This is a genomic window from Streptomyces sp. NBC_01363, assembly GCF_026340595.1.
GTDB lineage: Bacteria > Actinomycetota > Actinomycetes > Streptomycetales > Streptomycetaceae > Streptomyces.
Window position 1 is genome coordinate 799122 of record NZ_JAPEPF010000002.1, and the last position, 21734, is coordinate 820855.

Annotated in this window: 12 protein-coding genes; 2 read left to right on the forward strand and 10 right to left on the reverse strand. The window is 69.6% G+C overall.

The features are described from left to right. Positions 1-10: 10 nt before the first annotated feature. Positions 11-2563 carry a CHAT domain-containing protein gene (locus OG611_RS31510; protein ID WP_266427932.1) on the reverse strand — a complete coding sequence of 851 codons (2553 nt, stop codon included), beginning with the start codon at positions 2561-2563 and terminating at the stop codon, positions 11-13. Positions 2564-2693: 130 nt separating this feature from the next. On the opposite strand from OG611_RS31510, the gene OG611_RS31515 reads away from it, so the two are divergent. Continuing rightward, on the forward strand, positions 2694-4844 hold the full coding sequence (locus OG611_RS31515) for a hypothetical protein (RefSeq protein WP_266427935.1): 2151 nt from the start codon (positions 2694-2696) through the stop codon (positions 4842-4844). 19 nt (positions 4845-4863) lie between these two features. Here the strand turns inward: OG611_RS31515 and OG611_RS31520 are convergent, their stop codons facing one another. Continuing rightward, positions 4864-5325 (reverse strand): hypothetical protein, encoded by a 462-nt coding sequence (locus tag OG611_RS31520; protein ID WP_266427938.1) that lies wholly within the window; start codon positions 5323-5325, stop codon positions 4864-4866. A gap of 164 nt (positions 5326-5489) precedes the next feature. Here OG611_RS31520 and OG611_RS31525 point away from each other — a divergent pair, with 164 nt between their 5' ends. Continuing rightward, positions 5490-5795 (forward strand): hypothetical protein, encoded by a 306-nt coding sequence (locus tag OG611_RS31525; RefSeq protein WP_266427941.1) that lies wholly within the window; start codon positions 5490-5492, stop codon positions 5793-5795. A 1004-nt stretch (positions 5796-6799) separates the two neighbouring features. Here the strand turns inward: OG611_RS31525 and OG611_RS31530 are convergent. From OG611_RS31530 to OG611_RS31565, 8 genes are all read right to left on the reverse strand, one after another. Further along, positions 6800-8968 carry a DEAD/DEAH box helicase gene (locus OG611_RS31530; RefSeq protein ID WP_266427944.1) on the reverse strand — a complete coding sequence of 723 codons (2169 nt, stop codon included), beginning with the start codon at positions 8966-8968 and terminating at the stop codon, positions 6800-6802. Continuing rightward, positions 8968-10293, reverse strand: coding sequence for a BREX system ATP-binding protein BrxD (brxD, locus tag OG611_RS31535; protein WP_266427947.1), 1326 nt, complete (start codon positions 10291-10293; stop codon positions 8968-8970). The genes OG611_RS31530 and brxD overlap by 1 nt, the downstream gene beginning before the upstream one ends. Positions 10294-10339: 46 nt before the next feature. Further along, positions 10340-12088: an AIPR family protein gene (locus OG611_RS31540; protein WP_266427949.1), complete on the reverse strand. Its 1749-nt coding sequence runs from the start codon at positions 12086-12088 to the stop codon at positions 10340-10342. Between the two features lie 42 nt (positions 12089-12130). Continuing rightward, positions 12131-15028, reverse strand: a complete 2898-nt coding sequence (pglZ, locus tag OG611_RS31545) for a BREX-2 system phosphatase PglZ (RefSeq protein ID WP_266427951.1) — start codon at positions 15026-15028, stop codon at positions 12131-12133. Then, positions 15025-18945: a phage resistance protein gene (locus OG611_RS31550; RefSeq protein ID WP_266427954.1), complete on the reverse strand. Its 3921-nt coding sequence runs from the start codon at positions 18943-18945 to the stop codon at positions 15025-15027. Before OG611_RS31550 ends, pglZ begins: the two co-directional genes overlap by 4 nt. 94 nt (positions 18946-19039) lie before the next feature. Then, positions 19040-20938, reverse strand: a complete 1899-nt coding sequence (locus OG611_RS31555; RefSeq protein ID WP_266427956.1) for a DUF2075 domain-containing protein — start codon at positions 20936-20938, stop codon at positions 19040-19042. 170 nt (positions 20939-21108) lie between these two features. Beyond that, positions 21109-21333 (reverse strand): hypothetical protein, encoded by a 225-nt coding sequence (locus OG611_RS31560; RefSeq protein ID WP_266427958.1) that lies wholly within the window; start codon positions 21331-21333, stop codon positions 21109-21111. Continuing rightward, on the reverse strand, positions 21330-21590 hold the full coding sequence (locus OG611_RS31565) for a hypothetical protein (protein ID WP_266427960.1): 261 nt from the start codon (positions 21588-21590) through the stop codon (positions 21330-21332). The genes OG611_RS31560 and OG611_RS31565 overlap by 4 nt, the downstream gene beginning before the upstream one ends. Between the last annotated feature and the right edge of the window lie 144 nt (positions 21591-21734).

A 21734-nucleotide genomic window follows, 5' to 3' on the forward strand; every position in this document is an offset into this window, starting at 1 on the left:
CGTTGCCGGCTCAGTGACCCGGCAACGGGGGACGCAGCGCCCTGCGGCGCTCGGACACCTGTTCCTCCAGTTCCAGGTCGTACGCCTCGGGTGCGGGCGACAGGCCGGCGAGGCGGCGCAGGACGGGGTCGAGGCCGTAGAGCCAGGCCGCGGCCCGTTCGTCGAGCGGATGGCGGGTGACGAGCGCCCAGCTCCCCGGGTACCGCCCTTCCGGGTCGAGTAGCGGCAGGTCGGCGGGGCCGATCAACCGCGCACGGTCCAGCGCCACGGCGGTCTCCGGCCGTTCCAGGTCCGCGCCCGTCGCCCGTCCCCGCTCGGCTACCGCCACCGCGGCGAGGACCGCGGGAGACAGGTCCTCGTCCCGCCACTGTGCGAAGGCGTCTGTGTCCCGCAGGCCAGCCCGCACCAGGGCGAGGACGATCGAGTCGGCGAGCTCGGCCAGGCCGTCGAGGAGCGGCAGGTCCGCCGGGTCCGGCACGGCGTCACCGGCTTTTCTCAGCCAGTGCTCCAGGTCGCCGTCACGGGCGGCGGCCAGGTGCAGCGACCATGCGCGGGCGGGACCGCTGCGCAAGGCGGCGTACGCGACCAGCAACTGCCGGTACAGCGCGGGCCACCAGTGGCCCATGGCACGGAGTACGGCCACCTCGCCAGCCTGGTCTCCCCACGTGTTCTCGGCGTTGAGCTGCTCGACGACGGCCCGAGCGTCGACCACGGGCGCTGGGCCCGGCTCCTCGGCATCGTTTGCGGCCCGCACCCGCTCCAGCAGCGCGCCCGCCACAGGCCCGGGCCCGGGGGCGCCGGTGAGCGGCGACAGTGCGGACGGCATGGCCACCGGCGGAGGATCCGAGCGCTCCCCCTGCCGGGACTGCTCCCGCACCAGGTATTCGTCCAGCAGCAGCAGACGGGCCACCCGCCCGGCCGCGTACCGTACGTGGTCCGCCCGCGGGCCGTGCACCTGGACCACGACGCCCCGCAGGTCCCAGCCGAAGCCGTGCAACCGCTCCAGGTCCTCACCGAACTCCTCGCCCATCTCGGAGGCGGTGGCGGCGGGACAGCGGATCACCAGGCCGACGCCCCGGCCCCGGGGGCTCTCCCGGAACCGCGGGTGGACGGCGCCGCGCAGCTCGGCCTCGGTCCGGGGCAACCGGCCCACCTGCGCGTCGCAGGCGTACCAGACGCGCGGTCCCTCGTGCGGGAGGGACCGAGCGTACCGCGCTGTGTAGAGCGTGCTCTCGGCCGCGTCGAGCAGGCTGGTGAGGTCGACGGCCGCCGGGTCGGCGAGCACATCCCGGAAGGGGGTCTCGCTCAGGGTCCAGCACGCGTCGAGGTGGACGCGGAACCGCTCGTCCGTTATGGGCGGAGGGCGGCCTTCGTCGCCCACGGGGAGGCGGTGGGCGGTGGACGAGAGGGGCGGACGCCCGGCCTCGGGCAGCAGCCCGACCGTCAGGTCCGTGCTGCGCCGCTGCGTGTAGAGGACCGGTACGGCACCCTCGCCGTCCAGGAGCGCCGCCCCCTCCCGCAGGGCGACGTCGATGGGGTGTCCCCGGGCCAGGGCGTCGAAGAACCCGCCCGCGAAGGTTGCGGACCGGCTGTGGCTGACCTTGCCCTGCACGGCGACGACGTGCGGCACGCCGTCCCGTACGAGCCGGTCGGCGGCGGACACGGCGGAGCCCGGGGTGTCCGCCGACCCGGCGGAGTCGCAGGCCATGAGGACCGCGAGCCGGACGCCCGCGCTGCGCAGCCAGCTCGCCACAGTGCTGGCGTCCAGCCACTCGGCCGCGTTGGCGCCGCCCTCAGCACCCACCACGAGCCCTCCGGCCGTCTGGTGCCCACCGAAGTAGAAGACCCCGGCGCCCGGGGCGAGTTGCCGCCGGATCTCGTCGGCGGTCGCGGGGGCGGGCAGCGTGCGGGCCGACAGCCACGACCTGTTCAGCGCCTGTGTCACGAGCTGTCGGTCGGCGTCCCCCCGTCTCCAGCTTTCCGGTGGCGGCACTGGCTCCACACCGTGCAGCGTGGTGATGCCGCCGTGGACGGAGGTGGCGTCGGCGACGAGCACGAGCCCCCGACCGGGCCGGTCCACGGCGGGCAGCGGGCGCACGGGCCGTACCTCGCGGACGAGGGTGAAGCGGGGATGGCTGCCCACCTCGCAGCCCCCGTCGGGCAGGGGCCCCCTCTCCGCCGCCCAGTTCTCCCAGACGAGGACGGGGGCGGTCGGCGAGGGCACGCGCACCGACTCCCAGCGCAGGGCGCCGAGGGGACGCGGCCCCTCGGCTCCGGGGCTGGGGAGCACCAGCCGCAGCCGGAGGTGCCCGTCGCCGGTCAGGTAAGGCGCCTGTCGGGCGACGATCCGGCGGACGGAGGGAGGGAACAGGGCTCTTCCCAGCATCTCCGCCACCAGGGACGACACCGGCTTGTCCCAGGCCGTGGCAGTGTTCCGGCCCAGGGCCCGGGGCGCGTCCGGCGTGTGCAGCGGGCGGTCGTCGCCGTCGACGACGACCGCGGTCGCCTTGCGGCCGTCGTCCGTCCACGACAGCCTGATGGTCAGGTCCCGGGCTCCGCTCACCGCTGCCGCCCCCCCTGCTTCCCTCGTCGCACGGCGCGTTCACCGTCACCCTATTCGGCGAAACCGTCGCGCCCCAGCGGGCACCGGCCACACAATGGACGCCCGTCGACCCGCGAAGAGGACTGGCACCGTGCACGAGACCGGCCCGTACCCCGGCGCACCGCGCTGTCCGTCCGAAGGCGAACTGCGGGAGCTGCGGACCTCGGAGTTCTGGCACGAGCCGGATCTGGAGGACGAGGCACGCCAGAAGTGGGACGCCCTCCTGCACCGTACGGACCTCGACGCCGAGGAATTCACCGAGAAGTTCTTCGAGGTCCTGGGGGAGTACCCGGGGGCGCTGCGGGTGCTGGACGAGTTCCGCGCGGCCCGCCAGGACGGCCTGCGCGGCCCCAGGACCCAGCCCCCGCCCGACGTCCGCCCGGACGATGTCACCGTCCCGCTCTTTGATGACATCTCGGTGGGGGACATCGAACCGACCCCGGACCAGGACCCGGCGACGGAACCGGACGCCGACCGCTTCCTCAATCTCTCCGTCGTCTGGCCCCTTTCCAGGCAGACTGTCCCTGCCGACCGCGTCCTCGCCGAGGGCCGGACCTATGAACTCCGAGTGGACATCGGTCGGCTTGCCGACGAGAGCCTCCTGGCGCGGCAGGCTCGGCCGTTCCCCGGCGGCCTGCTCGGCCACACGGACGACGACGGGCGGGGCGATTGGCTAGAGGTCACCGTCCTCAGTGACGACTTCGGCCTCCCCTCCGCACGGCACTCGGTCTTCCTGCCACGGACCGGGCACAGCTGGGTCTGCCCCTGTCCGCCGCGCGAGCACACCCCCCACACCTGCGAACCGGTGCACCGCGGCGACCACCTGTACATCCCCTTCACCGCGCCCGCCGAGCCGGGCCCGGCCCGCCTGCGCCTGCTCGTGTCCTACCGCGGAAACCAGCTGCAGTCGGTCTCCCTGACCGCCCGCGTCGGCGCCCACGAGAGCTACGACGGCGACACCACGGCGAGCGTTGATTACACCCTGACGGCCGGGTACGCGCAGCTCGCGGCGCTGCCCGCGCGGACCGCCGCTGTCCGGATTAGCCGGCCCGTCGGTGGGACGATGACGATCGACGTCCTCGCCCAGGACGGGCCGGTCAGCAGCTTCTGGCTGACCGAGCACCAGGTGCGGGGCGCGCTCCAGCGCGTCCGCGACGTTCTGTTCGGCCTCCACGCGGTCCACCACGAGGACGACTCCCTCGAGAACCTGATCGACGAGAACAACGCCAAGACGCCCGACGCCGCCCACGACGACCTGGCGAAACTCGCCCACCAGGGAGCGGAGCTCTTCCTCCTGCTCGCCCGCAGCTGGCCCGAGAGGGAGGGGCTGCGACGCGTGCTGAGGGCACCCGCGGTGATCCAGATCTGCCAGCAGGAGCTCGGCAACGTCACCTTCCCCTGGAGCTTGCTCTACGACATCCCCCTCGACAACCATGGAGATCTGGAGCGCTGCGCCGCCGGATGGGCGGAGGTCCATCGCGACGACACGGCACGCTCCTGCCCCGAGGAGAGTCGGCACGGGCTCAATACCCTGTGCCCGTTCGGCTTCTGGGGATATCGCCACTTCATCGAGCAGCCGCCGTCGGTCCCGCCCGGTCGCCGACTGAAGCTGTGGGCGGGCCGCGACGGGGAGGCCCCGGCACTGACCGTGGCTCGCAGCCTCACAATCGACCATGAGCTGATGGACAATCATCTCACTGCGTTGCGCGGCCACTTTTTGCACGGCGGCGTCCACGACTGCAAATGCAGCGACACGCTGCGCAAGGCGCTGATCGACGCCGCGGGAGCCTGCGTCTACTTCTACGGCCACGGGCGCCGCCCTGACCCCCTGGCCGAGCCCCCCAGCACTACGGTGCTGGAGATCGGTCAGGGAGAACGGATCACCCCGCGGGATCTCGCCGCCTGGGCGGACTCATCACCCTGGCGGCAGAGTGACGAGGTGGCCCCCGTCGTCTTCCTCAACGGCTGCCACACCCTCGACACCGACCCAGCCTCCTGGCTTACCTTCGTCGAAGCCTTTTCCGCCTTCAGCGCCGCCGGAGTGGTGGGCACCGAGATCATGATCGAACAGGGGATGGCCAACGAGATCGGCGAGCGCTTCTGGGAGCGGCTTCTCGCGGGGGAAGCGGTCGGGCCGGCCCTCCACAAGGTCCGCATGACCATGCTGCGCAAGAACAACGTGCTGGGGCTGGCCTACACCGCCTACTGCTCCGCGGAGCTGCGCCTACGTAACGTGTCCTAACGGCCCGCCGTAATTCGATTTACCGCCCCCTCCGCTCCGGTTTGTCACCCATCCAACGCCCAGTGCGAGGACCGGCTGTGATCTGCGGCACCGGGGCAGGGGCCTGGGGCGCCGGGGCGCCGGTGGGCGGCGGCGTCGGCTCGCCGGGGGTCCGGGGCAGCTGCGGCTCCTGGCCCTGCTGAGGGACGGGGGTCTGGATGAGAGCCCGTTGATCGGCCTTGCGTGCCGCGCGGTCCACTAGGGAACCGGTGATCAAGTAGGCGAAGAAGCCGACCATGAGCCCGATGCCGTACATGGCGAAGAGGTCTGGTTCGGCGAACTGCGTACTGACGACGGTGCCACCGCCCAGGGCAGCGATCACGGTGACGAGATCGGCGATGCGCGGCCCGTCTGTGGTCCGCCGCAGTGTGCGGTACGCAATCCAGCCGATGACGACCCCGAACGCCCACGCGCCCCAGAGACTCAGCGTCGAGACCTGCACGTGCGACTCCCTCCCATACCCCGCTGCTCACAGCGGGCGACGACTCGGACGGTCACGCTATCGGCTGCGCGACCTCCGCATGGCAACTCTGCGGCATCACACACCGATGGGTGCACCGGTGCCGCTCCTAGGGCTGAGCCTCAAGGTCATCACACTGGTCAACGGTGGCGTATGAAGGAGAGTTGGGCGCCTTGCAGGGGGACCGGCTCCGCCACCTCAACGAATCCCTCGGACCGGGGACCGTGGTCAAGACACTCGAAGCAGCCCTGCCGCCAAGTGGCGCACCGGTGAGTTACAACTTCTCCACCCGGACCGCCTCGGTAAATCCGCGCCGCGGCAGTATCCCCCTACTGGAACTCGTGAACACGTCCATCGAGGAACGCCTCGTCGAGGTGATCCTGCCGGGCGGTCGCACCCTGCATGCCGGAATCGATCACGACAGGCTGGAGGAAAGAGCCCCCGCCGACTGACGCGCGGCGGGTCCACAGCGGGCGTACCGATACGACTCCACTGCGTGAGGCTCCGTATTGGCGGAGTTGCTGCTGCACTGCGGGTAGCCATGACACGCCAGATTGCCCGTGCCGAGCCGGCGTACGGTCGTGACGCTCACTTGACGCTCCGGGCGCCCGTTGGCCCTTATTCGGGACTCGAAAGCACCTCTGACCTGCTGCTTTACCGCCTGCGTCCAGGGCGACATGTTTCCGATGACGCATCACGTGGAGTGCGTGGCGATTCTGGAGCCGGTGAAGAAGGACTCCTGACCTGCGGTTTTCTGGTGCGGCCGGTGTTTGACGGATTATGCCGACCTGTTTTCGGGTGGGCATGATGTGGGGAATGCCATCGGACTGCCGAATGCTTCTGACCTGCGGTTCTGTGGATGGCGTGTTGGATGAGGGATTCACTGCCCCGATCTTCGCGGGGCAGTGAGAGATCATTTCGACGCTCATCTGACGCTAATTCTGACGGGGCGTCATGCGTGTCCGGTAGTGCTCGTGGTCGCTTGGGATCGGTGGTGCCGGGCCTCGAACTCTTCGAGTGGAGGTCCACTGGACGGCGAGGCGTTCGACCTGGTCAGCGTCTCGCCAGTTCGGCCTTGAAGGAGCCGACGGAGGCGGTCGCGCCAGTGTCCAGCAGCCGATCCTCGCAGGGGATGGAAACGTATTGCGAGCCGCAGTGCTGTGATGAATCAGTCCCGAGCCCTTCTTGATTCCCCGCCGGCGCAAGGCGGTCTTCAGTGCGTCGAGCGGGGATATGTGCGCATGTGAGTGGCGAGCTGCCATCCGGCGGTACGGACTCGGGGCCTGGCGACGGCGCTCGCAAATCCGCCTTTGGCGCTGTGCATGCGGCACACGGGTCTGCCAGGCTAGACCGCACCGTGAGCCCCACTCCGTCCGTTATCCGTAACACCGCTGGATATTGGTGCGAGCGGCGTGCCGCGAGCAGCCCGACCGTGGCCCTGGACCAGAGGCGACGGCTATCCGGCCGATGTGACGTACAACCGTTTCGGCTCCGCCAGAACGGCACGTGCGCCGTCGAAGTCGGCGAGTCTCGCGGCCACCGTGGCGGTGGCCAGCCGCAGGGGGAGCGCTGCCGAGAACTTCAGCCCGTGGACTGCGCGCGGGTCGACGTCCGGAAGGACCATCGCCGGAGCTGCCGCGGCGGCCTCGATCGCGGAGCGCCACATGACGTGTGACAGATCCTCCCGCAGCCGCAAATAGCAGTCCGTCGGGCGCTGAACCGGATCGGCGATCGATGACAAGGTTGCGCCCAGCGTCGCGTTGGCGCGGTATCCGGCCCACGTCCACCAACGAACGTCGTTGCCCTTCCGGGCCACAAGTGTCCCAGCGGGATGAACGATGTGTGGCCCCTCGGTTTCACGCCACTCCTGAAGGCAGACGTCGGCCCGCCGGGTGAGCGAGACGACCGGGTCGGATCCGAGAAGTACTGCTCGCATGGCACGGGTCAGTGCATGGGAGAGCCCCATGAATGTCCCGCTCGACCATTTGGCGATCCCTCCGCCGTCGACCGGTTCGACGAAAGCCCGCTTGCGTCCCCAGTCGATGAAGGTCACCTGCCAGCTGCGACCGGCCAGCAGCAGCCTCCGTGGGCCCGGCCGTTCCTCGGTGAGTACTGAGGGATCCATCTGGCCGATCTCGGTGCGCCCGGACAGGACGGTGAACTGCGGTGGTGCGGTGAACGACGCGGTCAGCTCGATGAAGTGCCGTCGACCGAAACGGCGTTCGGCCTCAGGCCCGATGAACAGCATTCCGCCGTCGGTGTCGAGGAAGCCCTCGTCCGTCAGATGGCGCAGGATTGGAGCGGCCGAGCGGTCGAAGGGAGCGAGGCCGTTCCACTGCTCGGGCCAGAGCTGGTCACCCAGTTTGTGTTCCTGAAGTGTGGCGGCCAGCAGCTGCTGAGCCACGAGGTGGCGTGGCTCGGGTGGTGCCACAACGGGTTCGACCCATCCGCGCCCCCAGAGCAGGAGTAGCCCTGCGGCTTGCAGGAGCGTGTCCTTGCGGGTGGCCAGGAAGAGACAATTGCGCTGGGTACCAGCTCTGCGTCCGGTGCGGCCGATGCGCTGGAGGAACGAGGCGACGGTGCTCGGGGAGTCGATCTGGATGACCCTGTCCAAGTCGCCGACGTCGATGCCCAGTTCCAAGGTGGACGTGGACACGATGACGCAGTCCCGTGCCTCGGCGAACGCCTGCTCCGACCTGGCTCGCTCGTCGGCCGAGAGCGAGGCGTGCGACAGGAACACCGTGACCTCCCGCGCCCGCAGCGCCGCTCCCAGCTCCTCCACCTGACGCCTGGAGTCGCAGAACACGAGCCGTTTCTCGCCCCTGTGCAGAGCCGCGATCACCTTGGCGGCGTTGTCGAGGGAGCCCACGTAGTCGAGCTCCACGTCTCCCGGTGGGGGCTCCGCGGCCGGCATGCCGACGGGCCGGCCAGAGGTGGTGGCGGGCGCCTTGGGGAGATCCGGAGCCACCACCCGGCCGGGACGCTGTCCCGCGCCCGATCCCTGGAGCCAAGTGAGCAGTTGGTGAGGATTGCCGACGGTCGCGGACAATCCGATGCGCTGGATGGGCCGCCCGGTGACGCGCTCCAGGCGCTCCAGCACGGCCAGGAGATGCCAGCCGCGGTCGTCGCCGGCGAAGGCGTGCACCTCGTCCACGACGACGGCCCGAACACCTCCCAGCAGGTGTGCGTGATCGGTCTTCACGCCGATGAGCATGGCCTCCAGAGACTCCGGCGTGGTCAGCAGGATGTCGGGCCTCTCGGTGCGGATGCGTCTGCGCTGGGACTCCTTGGTGTCGCCGTGCCAGAGGGCGGCGGTGCGCCCGAGCCACTGCGCGTACCCGTCGATCCGCGTTACCAGGTTGTTGAGAAGGGCCTTGAGCGGGCAGAGGTAGAGAACCGAGGTGCCCGTCCAGCCTTGGGTGGTCATGGCCGACAGGATCGGCAGGCACGCGGCCTCGGTCTTGCCACCGGCAGTGGGAGCGAGGACGACGGTGTCCTCGCCGTCCATCACCGGGTCGATCGCAGCGCGTTGGAGCGGGCGCAGATCGGGCCAGCCGAGGGTGTTCACCACGTGATGCAGGACGACGAGATCGAGCCGGTCGACGGGGTCCGCTCCCTGCGCCATCACAGCTCCAGATCGATGCCGTCGGCGGACGACGCGGCCGCCAGGTTGCGTTCCACGGCGGTGAGTTCACTGTCGGCCACCGTCAGTCGGTAGTGCTGCCGGGGGTCGAAGTCCTCGAACTGGTCGATGCGGTCGAGGACGTCTCCGACGAGCTTCTTCAGGAAGAGCCGGGGCGCCACACCGACCTTGCCGCCGAGCGCCCCGCCCACCGCCTGTGCGAGATCGGCGACGTACGCGTCGTTGGCCAGGGCCTTGATCCGGTCGGGAGCAGCGGCACCGGTTGCGTACAGGTCTCGGATCGTGATTCCGAGACCTGTCAGGGAATCCTGGGTGAATCCCGACAGGCGCAGCTGGACGGCGCGGGGGTTGTCGAAGCGAGGGTCGGTGGTGAAGTCGGTGGCGAGGCGCTGGGCGAGCGGTGCGAGCCGCTGGACACCCTGCTGCCCGTCGTAGAACGCGGGGGTTCCGGTGATGACCAGGTAGAGGCCGGGGAAGCGGCCCGAGTGAACCTCGTCGATGAGCTGCCGCAGGGCGTTCAGAGCTTTGTCGCGGGCGTCCGACCGTACGCGCTGCAGCGTCTCCACCTCGTCGAGTACGACGAACAGCCCTCGGTGTCCGGAGTCCCGCAGAACGGTCAGCAGCCCCTGCAGGAAACCCAGGGCCCCGAAGTGATCCAGGTCGCCGCGTACTCCCGCGGACCGGCGGGCTGCCGCGGCCACATGGGGCTGGCCGCCGAGCCAGGCGAGGATGGCCGCAGCCGTCGGTTCGTCGCCTTCCACGAGTGCGGACCGGTAGCCGCGGAGTGCGCTGGCGAAGGACGGGGCGTGCCGCGACACCTCGGTCAGTCGGGCGGCCAGGAGTTGCTCCACCTCGCTGCTCAGGTCGTCCTCGTCGGCCCCGGCGGCGAGTGCGTCCTCCTCCAGTGCGTAGAACCAGGCGTCCACCACCGGGCGGAGCGCGCTCGGAGGGAAGCTGGAGGTGGACAACCGTTCGGTGAGGCGCCGATAGACGGTTTCCAGCTTGTGCAGCGGCGTCTCTGTCTCGGAGACCTGGATCTCGGCCACGGCGAAGTTGTGCTGCTTGGCGCGTTCGCCGAGCCAGCGGGTGAAGAACGTCTTGCCGGATCCGTACTCACCCCGGACGGCTTTGAACACCGAGGCGCCCGAGGCGACCGCGTCGAGCTCGGCGTCGAGCGCGGACTCGAATCGGTCGAGGCCCGTGGCGAGCAGGTCCAGGCCGCTCTCCGGAACGGCGCCGCGCCGCAGGGCGTCGATCGCGGTACGCCGCCGGACGGCGGAGACGGCTGAGGAGCGAGGGTCGGTCACCGGGCCATTGTCCCATCGGCCCGGTGACTCTCGACCGGCTCTCGCGTCATCTGCGGGGCAGTGGCCCGTATCCGAGGGCGGTCGTCAGGTGGGCGACGAAGTCGCCGCTCTTGGCGGTCTTGTCGGGACTCCATTGCCGTTCGTTCTGGAAGTCGTCGAACTGCTCCTTCAGCGACTTCCAGAGGGACACCAGGCGGACGGTGGTGGGGAAGATGTCCTCCCGGGCGGCGTTGTTCAACTCCCCCGGCTTCCCGAACGCCCTGCCCACGAGATCGACGGCGCCGAGCATGGCGAGATGGAAGCGAAGGTTCGTGTGCTCCGAGCGGGAGACGAGTTCGGGTGCCACCTGAAAGAAGGCGTCGATCTGCCGCTGTGCCTTTGCCAGCCACAGGTAGACCGGCAGTTCGGTCTTGTCGGAGAAGACGCGCCGGTAGTCGGTGTCCGACTTCAGCAGGCTCGACGGACGGGCGCGGGCGTAGTCGGGCCGGCCGAGGCCCATCGCCATGACGGACTGGGCGAGCAGGGGGATGCTGATGATCCGGTCCGCCGACTTGCCCTGGTTGCGGTAGAAGTTCTTGCGCCGGTCGTAGAACCAGTCGTGCTCCAGGAAGTACGACTCGATCTGCCGTTGGATGTCGTCCGTCGCCCGCAGGGATGCCACGGGCACGCTCGTCTGCCGGTTGGTCGCCCGGATCACGGCATCCCGCGCTGCCTGGTCGGCAGTGACGAGGATGCGCACCTGCACCAGCCTCTCGAACACCGCCGCACCCGGATCGGTCGCGTACAGGCCGCTGAGCGTCTCATGCAGCGTGTACGAGGTCTGGAGCCCGTTCACGATCTGTACGTCGGACAGGCTCATCCGCTTGCCGATCGAGGTCGCCTGAGAGCACACGATCGTGATGCCGTTGTTGAGCCACCAGAACTCCGGCGCGTCAGGATTCTGGAGGGACGCGGTGATCTCCCGGTTGACCTCGACGTTCCCCTGATAGTCACGGACGTTCCAGTCGAAGATATGGGTCTGTATCGCCCCGGTCTCCTCGCTCAGGAAGTCGATGTACTCGCCCAGGGCGACCAGCGCGATGTGGCTGGTGCCGTGCGTGATGCTCTCCCGGTACGGGAGTTCCAGGGTGTACGAGGGCAGGGTGCTGGCACGCTTCCACAGCTCCGCAGGCCCGAGAAACTCCACCTCGCCCGTGGAAATCGCGAAGGCGTTGGAGAACTGTGCCTCCAGGATCTTGCCCTTCGCCTGCACCTTCGGGTGCACTTCGCCCGCCTCGCCGCGCGTCACGTACGAGAACTTGATCAGTACCGTGGGGTGGCGGGTGAGGAGCTTGGTCAGGGCCCTGCGGAACATTCCGAAGCGGGCGAGCAGGTCGTCGGAGTACAGCAGCCCGACCACGGACTCGTCGACCTCCATGTCCAGGAGGTTCGAGCAGGTGGAAGCCACCTTGTCCAGTGCGACCTCGGAGAAGCCGGTGCTGGTCTTCGCCTGGACGAGCCACAGCGTCAGCTGAGATCCCGCCTCCACCCCCGTGGCGGCGAACTGGGGGGAGAAGATCTCGCTGTCCTCGTGGAGCAGCCTGCCACCGAGGAAGACGTACACCCCATCGATGCCGCCGTCGTCCGAGCCACCGATCACACCGGCCTCGATCTCCTCCTCAGAGAGGCCGTAGCCGTGCAGGGCGTGCTCGGCCGCGAACCTTTCGAAGGTGGCGTCGAAGGACAGCGGAACGGTGCGCGCGTTCCGCTGCTCCTCGATCATCGCGTTGATCAGTACACGATCGTTGGCGCTCATGGCCCCCCGGTCCGTTCATGAGGTGCGGCTCTCACCGCTCTGTCAGCTGAGATCGAACTGATCGCGCAGCAAGGAGAGATCGAGACGGATCGTCCGACCGTCCGGAAGCGTCTCCAGGACCTGCACGCCGTCGTAGTTGAGCAACTGCCGCAGGATGGCGGCGAAGCCGTCCGCCCGGGTGGCCGGGTACTCGACGCGCTGGGCCAGCGCCGTGACCGGAAGGGTGCCTCCCGCATCGACCAGGGCCCGGATCGCGCGGTCCACCTTGTCCATCGGCGGCTTCCGTGCCAGCAGGCCGATCTGTCCCCGGAACGCCTCCGATGCGAAGAGGGCCTCGATGAGAGCGTCGTCGGGATCCACCAGTGCCTTGTTCACGAGTGCTTCCTCACCCTCACCCGCGGGCACCAGGGCGACATCGAACAACGAGTCGTGCGTCCTGGCCAGGTGAGCCTGTTCCTTCTTCGGCTTCTGGCGGGTGTGCCGCTTCTCTGCGGGAGCCGGTTCGGGAGTGGCCGCCATGACCGGACGCGTTACCTGCTCTTCGAGGAGCCACCAGGTCGGACGCTGATCACCCAGCTCCCGCCAGGTCGGGGGAGGCGTGGCTCCGAACGGCAGAAAGGCAAGGACCGGAATGGTGAACTCCGCAAGGGATGCCCCGCCGTGATAGCCGGCCTTCCGGGCCGTGTACCTGGAATCGGCATCCCACAGCGCGACGATCGATCCGCCGGGCTTCGGCGCGACCACCCGGTGCCCGCGCAACTCGACCTCGGCCGCCGCCGTCCTGCCGCCCTCGGCCCGGTGGCGGGCCGACTGCGGCGACTCGGTATCGACCTTCATGCCGTGCCGGTCCACCACGTGCCCGTGGTCACTGGTGACCAGTACAGCCATGCCCTGCCCGGCGGCGACGCGCAGCAGATCCAGGAGAGCGGGAATGTGCTCGGCCTGCCAGGCTCCGTCGCCGAGCTTCTGCTCCTTGGCAAGCCGGTCGTCGATGGCGTTGAGGACGACTGCCACGTGCGTCCGGCCGTCCATGAGCGCTTCGGTGAGCGCGGGCCCGAACGTCGCCCCCGCGCTCTCCGCCCGCAGGTCGTCCTTGTGGAACACGGCGGCGGGCGCACCGCGCCAGAGGGCCAGGCCGGGGAACAGCTGGGCCTCGTCCTTCTGCGACCCCCGCATCAGTCTTCCCGCGAAAAGTGACGTACGGGAGACCGCGGTCAGCGTCGGCAGGGCCGCGGCCATGGCACGGCGACGTGGGACACCTTCGTCCAAGGGATCGAACTCGGCCCAGGAAGCACGTAGTTCCTCGCCCAGCTCGGTGGCGATGGCCGCACTCATGCCGTCCAGTACGAGGAGGAGAATCCTCCGGTCGGCTGCGCTCTGGACGACCGGCTTCACGGTGCGCTCCAGGAAGGTCTCCACCGTGAGCATCGCACCGGGCTCGGTACCCGCGGCCGTCCAGGTCGCGAGAGCGCGGGCGAAGTCGCGGTCGATCTCGTGCCGCCGTGCGCGTACACGAGCGACGAGCACGTCGTACGCGGCCTTCAACACGGCATCGGGGTCCCCGCCGGCCTCGATGTGTTCAAGGGCGCGGTCCACCCACCCGGTCTCGGCGAGATGGCGCTGTATGGCGGCGTAGACCGAGGGAGCGTCGACGGCCGGTTCGTTGGCCAGCCACTGGGCCAGCCGCTGGGCCATGTGTGTGCGCTCGACGCGCGCTCGTACGTCCGGCCCGTTCCCACGCCGGTGCTCGCCCAGAGCGCGGACCGCAGCAGCGAGCGGGTCCGCCCGGCCGGCCGAGAGCGTCCGCCCCACGGTGGTGAACCTGGCGTCCAGGCCCGCCGGCAGCACCGGGCTCTCCTGGGCCGCGGCTTCCGCGCCGAACTGACGGATCAGTGCCGAGGCGCGCTCCAGGACGGTGTCGGTGATCCTGCGGGCCTCGCGGGCTTCGTCCGCTCCGTCGCCACCGCCCCTGGCGGTCCGGGCCAGGAGACCGACGACGTATTCCTCCGCCGCCCGCCCGAATGCGGCTGCGAGGGTGTCGAACTGTTCGCCTTCAGCCGGTCGCCGCTCCCCGAACCAGCGCTCCGCCCGACCGCGTGCCGTGTACGTGGACGCATCCGCCGAGGCATGACACCACAGGGCCGCGCACACCAGGCCGAACGCGACCGTGTCGGCCCCGTGCTCCGCCTCGACGAGGGCGAGGAGTGCCCGCCCGGCGAGCCCGGCCTGATCCTCCTCACTGAGGAACTCCGTGAGCCCCGAGCGCTCGGGGCCCCGTAGCTCAAGAAACCTCTCGGGGCGGCCGGGAGTCAGCGACCAGCCGAGCAGCGTATGCGTGTCCAGGCTGCCGGCCGCCGCGGTGTGATCCTGTGCCGCCGACTCGTCCTCGTACGGGCCGAGCCGAAGCCGACGCAGCGACAGGGCGGACAGCGCCGTGCGCCGCGAGAGCATGCCGCCCGCCAGACGGGGCCAGCGCTTGGGCGGAGCGGCGTCGAGGAGCGCCTCAGCAGCCCAGTTGTCCTCTTTGAGCCGGGGGTCGACTTGCTGGGCGCCGAATGCGTCCCGGACCACGTCCCAGCTGTCCACGGCGTCGATGCGCTGCTTGTGGGCACGTGCCAGGATCGCCGGGTCCAGTTCGTTCTGCTCGCGATCGGTGAGGATCACGAGCACGGCAGGGCCTGTGGCCCGGTCCGCGAGATGGTCGAGCAGCAGCTCGTGCACGGCGAGTGGGGACAGCGCTGCCACGACGCGGGCGGACTGCCCGTCGCCCCAGACCGGTTCGGCGGGACCGTCCCACTGCGGTGCGGAACGCAACAGGACGGCTCTGCGCTTGCCCCGGCCCACGAGAGCATCGGCGAGGGACGCCTGGGCGGACAGGTACTGGGTGATCGTCGCGAGGTTCAACCGCACCGCGACCGTGCTGGTCGTCACCGCGCTCATGCCTCGACTGCCCGCCAGGTGATCTCGATGGTGGCACCGGGCTCCTGTGCCGCCAACTCTGCCAGTTGTGATTGGAGTTCGGCCACCGCTTGCATCGCAGGTGTACGGCTGCCGCCCGAACGCCGCACCCGGCCGGTACCGGTGGACCCTTCGGCGGGGCTGGTAGAGGACCCCTCCTCCGGCACACGCGGATGGCGGGAGGGCGTGTCCAGAGGCACGTCACCCGGACCGGGGACAGGAAGAACAGGCGGGGGCGGCGGGGTGACCGTCGCCCGGTTCCGCTTGACCAGCGCGAGGACCTCGCGCTGGGTGCGGGCCAAAGCGTCCTTGAGGTCGTTGGTCCGCTGGTCGCTGCGGGCGGCATTGCGCAGGGACTCGAGCAGTGCCGCGCCCTCGGGGCCCTCGGCGGTGGCCAGGTCGAGGGTGGTCCACGATGCCGAGTCCAGCGCCCGGGCCACCGCCCCGGCCTGCTTGACCGAGGTCCCGAAGCGGTCCGCGCTGACCCCGCCGAAGTCGAAGGCGGCCAGCGCCTCCACCGTCTTCTTCGCACCGGCGGCACCCTGGCCGGCCGAGCGCGTGAGGGCGTCCAGCAGATCGACGGCCCGGCGCGCGATGGCGAGCCGGCCGGCCTCCACGGTCTCGTCCAGCTGAAGGAAGGCGGCATGCCGCTCCAGCTCGGTCACGAGCTGGCGAGCCTCTTCCCGGTAGGCCCCCGCCTCCTTGGCGATCTGCCGGGCGAGCTGGTTCACCATGCGGCCGCGTCGCAGCGTCGGCGCGGGTACACCGAACACCGTCGTGAAACGCTGGCGGGCAGCCTCCCAGACCTCCTCCGACGGCAGCGGCTGGCTGCGCAGCGCATCCTGGTCCTTGATCTCGTGGAGTCCAGGCGCCGGGTCGAGAGGAATGCCCGCCCGCACCCACACCCGGTCGTCCATCTCGGCGAACGAGGCCACCACGAGCCGGGAGAGGAAGGCCGGCAGTCCGCGCGGATTCGGCCGGTCCGTCCAGTCGGTGAGTGTGATCAGACTGAGGTCCCCGGTCACCCCCTGCTCGCGAGCGAGCTTCTGGAAGTGGTCCGCCCAGTAGCGCGACACCTCGAAATACGCTTCCTTCTGCTGGCCGAGCCGCAGCTGGCCGGCCACCCGTCGCATCAGGTTCCGGTCGGCGGCCGGGACCTCGGCCCGCCCGTCACGGGCCTCGGAGGCTGCCTGGACGTGTCCGAACACCTTCTTGGCGTCGGCCGGCTTGACGACGGTGCCGTTGCCGTCGGGGTCGAGGTCCGGGTGATCCGGGTACTGGCTCGCGAGCAGCTTGCCCGCGATGTGCCGGATCCCGTCGCGCAGCGACTGGCCGAAGGAGAGCGTCAGCCCGTCGACCGCACGCAGTGACTCCAGGTGGTCGCCGAACCCCAGCTCCACGTCGGTCGCCTTCTTGTCGGCGAGCCCGTAGGCCTGCTTGAAGGCGGCCTTGACGTTCTTGAGCAGGGACTCCCGCTGGGTTTCGAGCAGCCCCTTGGCGCTAGCCCGGTTGTCGGGGTTCAGATGGACCGCGTACTGACCGTTGAACCGCTGCTCGTCCGCGAGCGCCTTGTCGATCACGACCAGCCGACGGAAGTCGGCATACCGCTGACTGGAGAGGTGGGTGGGGAGCCAGGCGACCGTACGCGACGGCTCGCCCTGCTTCTCACGGAGCCGCCGCATCCGGTTGGCGTCCTCGACCGGCCCGTACTCGCTCTCGTCGAAGGGCAGGTCGATCGCGATCCGCCAGCGACCGTCCAGCTGCGGCATCAGGTCGTGATCCGCCAGCTCGTCCTCGTCCGCCACGTTGCCGAAGATCACCTCGACACTGCGCTCCGTGCCCCGCCAGACGAAGTTCAGCTCGTCGATCAACTGGCCTTGCGTGATGCCGAGCTCATCGGCGAGCAGCCGCTTGGCGAGGGCGCTCCGGCTGCCCGGGTTGTCGTTGACGTTGGCGTTGGCGATGACCGAATCCACGTCGACCCCGGAGAGTTCGAGACGGACACCCGGATTGCTGTCGGTGCCGGTCTCCTTGATCTCGGGGAAGCGGCCCGCCCACTCGGCCACCTTGTTCTTCAGGATGCCGTACTCGCGGCCGGGGATCGGAGCGACCACCGAGCCGTAGTTGAGGGCGGACAGCCGTCGGATGGTCAGGTCGGAGAGAGCGGGGACGCTGGGCGCAAGCGCGGACAGCAGCAGCGTGCCGACGATCCGGTTGTCGCCGACGAACAGCTTGACCCGGCCGCGCAGTTCCTGGTCGGTGAGGCTGTCGGGACGGTTGGTGTACTGCTCGATGTCCTCCTCCGACACGTTGTGCGTGAGGAGGAGGTAAGGGCGCAGCTTGGTCCGGTACAGCTTGTCCGCGGCCTCGAAGACCACCTTCAGACTGTTGGTGAAGGGCTTGTCGCCGCCGGCCGTGATCAGCGGGTACAGGTCGCCGACCGGGATCAGGTCGCCCAGGCGCAGCTCGGCGCGGTGATTGGCGAGAAGCTGACCCATTAGCTTCATACCGGTCCGGTTGCGCTGGAGCGCCGAGGACACATGGACGAGGGTGTCCATGAACGCCGGGGAGAACGGGTACGTCAGCCGGAAGCTCTCCTCGTCGGCCCCGATGCCGTCGGCGCCGCGGTCTGAGCCGAGGAGGGTGTCCCACACCTCCTGGCGGACCTTACGGGTCTTGTCGAACTCCGTCTTGACCAGGGCAGCGGCCTCGCCGTCCTTGGGCTGGAGCAGACGGGCATGCGCGATCAGGGGCAGGTTCCGGTCCTCGAGCGTGATCTTGTCGAACCGGCCCGAGGCCAGATTGAGTGTGTCCTGGATGGAGGACTCCGCGGCCCCGGACACCTCCTCGCCGACCAGCTCGCGCAGGTCGCGCTGGCGGGCGATGAAGGAGACCACGGGGATGGCGCGCCGGGCATCGCCGCCCTCCACGAAGTTCGTGATCTTGCTGGCCTCGCGGGCCACGAACTTCTCCTCGTGGATCAGCGTGGCCAGCCACAGGATCAGCTCGTCCAGGAAGAGGACCAGCCCGTCGTAACCGAGCCCCTTGGCGTGCTCGGCGATCACGGACAAACCGGCGTCGAGCGAGATGAACCCGTGCTCGTTCTCGGCAGCGTTCTTCGCGAAACCGGGCAGCAGATTCGTACTGGCGTCGCGCACCAGCCGCGCCCGCAGCTCGGGCGGCGTGGACGGGCGGACCAGATTGAGTGCCTGACCCGCCTCGTGCACCTCCTCGGCGGCGAGCGCGGTGTCGAGGAGGGCCGGCGTCCACGTCCAGGTGAGGGACTCGCCCCACTCGTCGTCCTCGTCCTCGGCCGCCACAACGCCGGACTCGTCGACCGAGGTCAGGCCCGTGATGACGGGCCCGTCGCCCATGCTGGCCCGCATCGCCCGGATGTCGTCGAAGAGGGCGTCCGTCCGGTACACCTGCGGCGTCGGCGCCTCCGGGTGCAGCTTCTTGACGTGGGTCACGTACCCGCCGAGCACCCGCTGCTCCAGCACCTTCGCCCCGAGCATGTGGTACGGCACGAGCAGGAACTTCTTCCCGTCCGTGCCGAGCCACTCGTGCTTCGTCAGCACAGGGTCGAGGTCCTCGCGGGCGCGAGCCGCTGGGCTGCCGCTGAGCAGGGCGTGCAGCACCGCCATGAAGTGCGACTTACCTGAACCGAACGAGCCGTGCAGGTACGCCGCCTTGGACGTCCGTCCGTCGAGCGCGGACCGGATCAGGCCGAGTGCCTCGTCGAAGTTCTCCAGCAGCCGCTCGGTCACCACGTAGTCGCGGAGCGCGCGCTCAGCGCCCTCGGGAGTCGTCGCCTCCGAGAGCTGGAGCACGAAGTCCGAAGTGGAGATGGACTCCTTGATGTCGATGACATCGCGGAGCAGGGGCGGCTGCTGGGCCATTGACGATCTCACTCTCCGGCGGGACTGGTGTTCTGGCTCAACCGATCGTATGGCGTAGGTCTGACATCGGATGACCCTTTTCGGTCACCGGAGGTCACACCAGGGCGGCTACCGCCTCGACGCCCGAGGCCGGGTGAACGAGCGAGCGCAGCTTGTCCCGCGTCTCAGGATCGGTCGAGTAGATGACCGTGCCGACCATGCCCCGAGTGAGCAGCACCTTGTAGGTGTTGCGGATGAGCCGGTCGACGTGGGCGTCCGGGGTCGCCTTGGTGAACGACGGGTCCTTCGAAGCGGTCCGGTCCACCACCCAGTGGTCCGTGCGCCAGACCAGGTCGGGCCCGATGATCACGCCCGACCAGTCGTACTCGAAGCCCTGCGCCGTGTAGACGCAACCGACCTGGCCGAATCCTGCCGGATCGGTGGCCCACAGGGGAGCCGGCGGCGCCCCGAGCACCGATCGGTCGCCGTAGAGGTTCCACGGCCGCGCCCAGTCGCCGATGACGACATCGGCGGGCAGTGACGGCATGTCAGGAGTGACCTTCGTCGTCCACTTCCAGCAGTAGCCGGCCGACATGCGCGCGCTGTAGCGGTCCACCTTCCGGCGTGCGAGGAGGAAGTCCTCAAGCTCCTGGGGGCTTTCGGCAGTCAGCAGTTGCACCTTGCCGTCCGGCTCCCAGATGGCCGGGTCGCCGCCTTCCAGGCCGAGGAGGTCGGCGACCCACTTCACGTACGCGTCGCTGCCGCCGCACCGGAACTGACCGCCCAGCTCCACCACCGCGCAGTCCACCCCCTGCTCGGCGGCGGCCCGCTCGATCTCCTCCTTGGTCCCCATCTCGCCGGGCCGCACCACCTGGTGCTGGTCGAGCAGGAACACCGGCACCCTGGCCGCGTCGATCAGCTCCGCCACTTGCGGGCGGTCGGTGCGCAGCGCTGCCTTGGTGTAGCGGTTGGCGGAGGTCTTGCGGAGCCGGTGCGCCTCGTCGCAGATCAGTACGTCGAGGTCGTTCGGCTCGGCCTCCATGAAGCTGTTGAAGTACATGAACAGCTTCTGCACCTCGGGCTTCCGGGCCCCCGCGACCTTGCGCATGGTCTTGGTGAACGACTGCGAACCGGTCGCGTGCAGGGCGGTCTCCCCGCGCCGGTACAGCTCGCCCAGCAGCGACAGAGCGATCACGCTCTTCCCGGAGCCGGGCCCCCCGGTCACCACGATCACCTGCTTGTGGTTGCCGCGCTTGGCCTTGCGCACGGCGGACAGCACCAGCTCGTACGCGAGCCGCTGCTCCGCGACGAGCACGAACTGCTCCCGGTCGCGGATCTCGGCCGCCGCGACAGCCATCAGCTGCTTCGACGGCCGCACCTTGCCCTGGAGCAGCGCATCGGCCGCCTCCGCGCCGGGCTTCGGGGCGAGCCGAGAGCGCAGGAAGTCGAGGAAGGCGCCGCGCTGCTCCCCGGTGTACATCCGGCCCTGCTGGTCCTCCGTGACTTCTCGCAGGCCGGCGACACCGAACTCGGTCGCGTTGTGCAGGAACGCCACTCCGGCCAGTGACTTCGGCATCCGCTCCAGTGCCCCGTTGAACGACAGCAGGTACTCGCAGTAGCCCCTGACCTGCTCGATGGGGTTGAGCACCGGCTGCGCGTACGCGTCGATGCGGCACAGCAGGGGCTCGTCCTCCTCCGGGTAGGCCGCGCTCCACTGCTTGAGTTCCACGACCACGTAGGACGGTTCGCCGGTCGTCGGATGCACCCCGGCGATTATGGCGTCCGCGCGCTTGCTGGTCAGGGGCAAGGAGTACTCCAGCATCACCTCGACGTCACCGAGACCTGCTTCGATCAGCGCGTTGGTGAGGGCGGGGATGCTGCGCTCCCAGGACCGCACTTCGGAGTCTCCGGGGCGGCGGCCGTGCTGGTGGACGAAGTTCTCGATCAGATGCAGCGCCAGCGACCCTTCGAGGATGCGGGCGGCCACGGACGCCGCGGACTCACGGAACAGCAAGAAATGCCCCCAGGCAGCACGAAGTAGCTCGTGCGGGTGGGGGCATGTCCTCTGAATGTCCGCTGAAGCGGAGCGGAAGCCCGGCGGGCCGCGATGATCCTCGTCATCCTAGGTCAGTGTGTAGATCACGTGGAGGGGTAGTCCGGACTCCGCACGCTCTGTGCGGTGGCTCAGCGGCCCTGTCGGCTCCGTGCGTTGACCTCGGCGAGGAGTGCGCTCAGCAGCTCGTCCTGGCTCATGGGCCGCAGGTGACCCGGGTCCGCGTCCCATTCCCGCCCGCCGCCGAGTGGCCGGAGCCGGCAGGACGGTCCGTGGTTGTCCGCGACACGTCCCACGCGGTCGCGGGAGGTGTCACGGACGGCCTCCCCGATGGCGGGGACCGTCTCGTCCTTCACCGGGCGATCCCGTTCATGATCACAGTGGCGAGCGCGTGGGCCACGGGCGCGGAGCACACCCCGAGGTGGACGAGCGCGTACCGGGCCTCGCCTTCGCGGTCGTCGACCCAAGGGGTACGGATGTCCATCGCGGGGAGCTGGACGCCGGCCTGGGTGAGGGCGGCGGCGAGTGCGTCGCGGGCGTCCAGGGCCTCCTTGATCTTGGGGGTGGAGGCGTCAGTGGGCGGGTTGCTGTCCGGTCGCTGCTGCGTCGTCATGGGTGCTCGCTCCCTGTGGGGTTCTGTGGATTCCCTGACCCGGTGACGTGCAGTGAATTACTCTGCGTAGTCAGGGTGTTACGAGGATGCGTCCGGATGTCGGTGCCTACGCCGTGGAATGGGGATGGGCTCCCCGCAGCACGG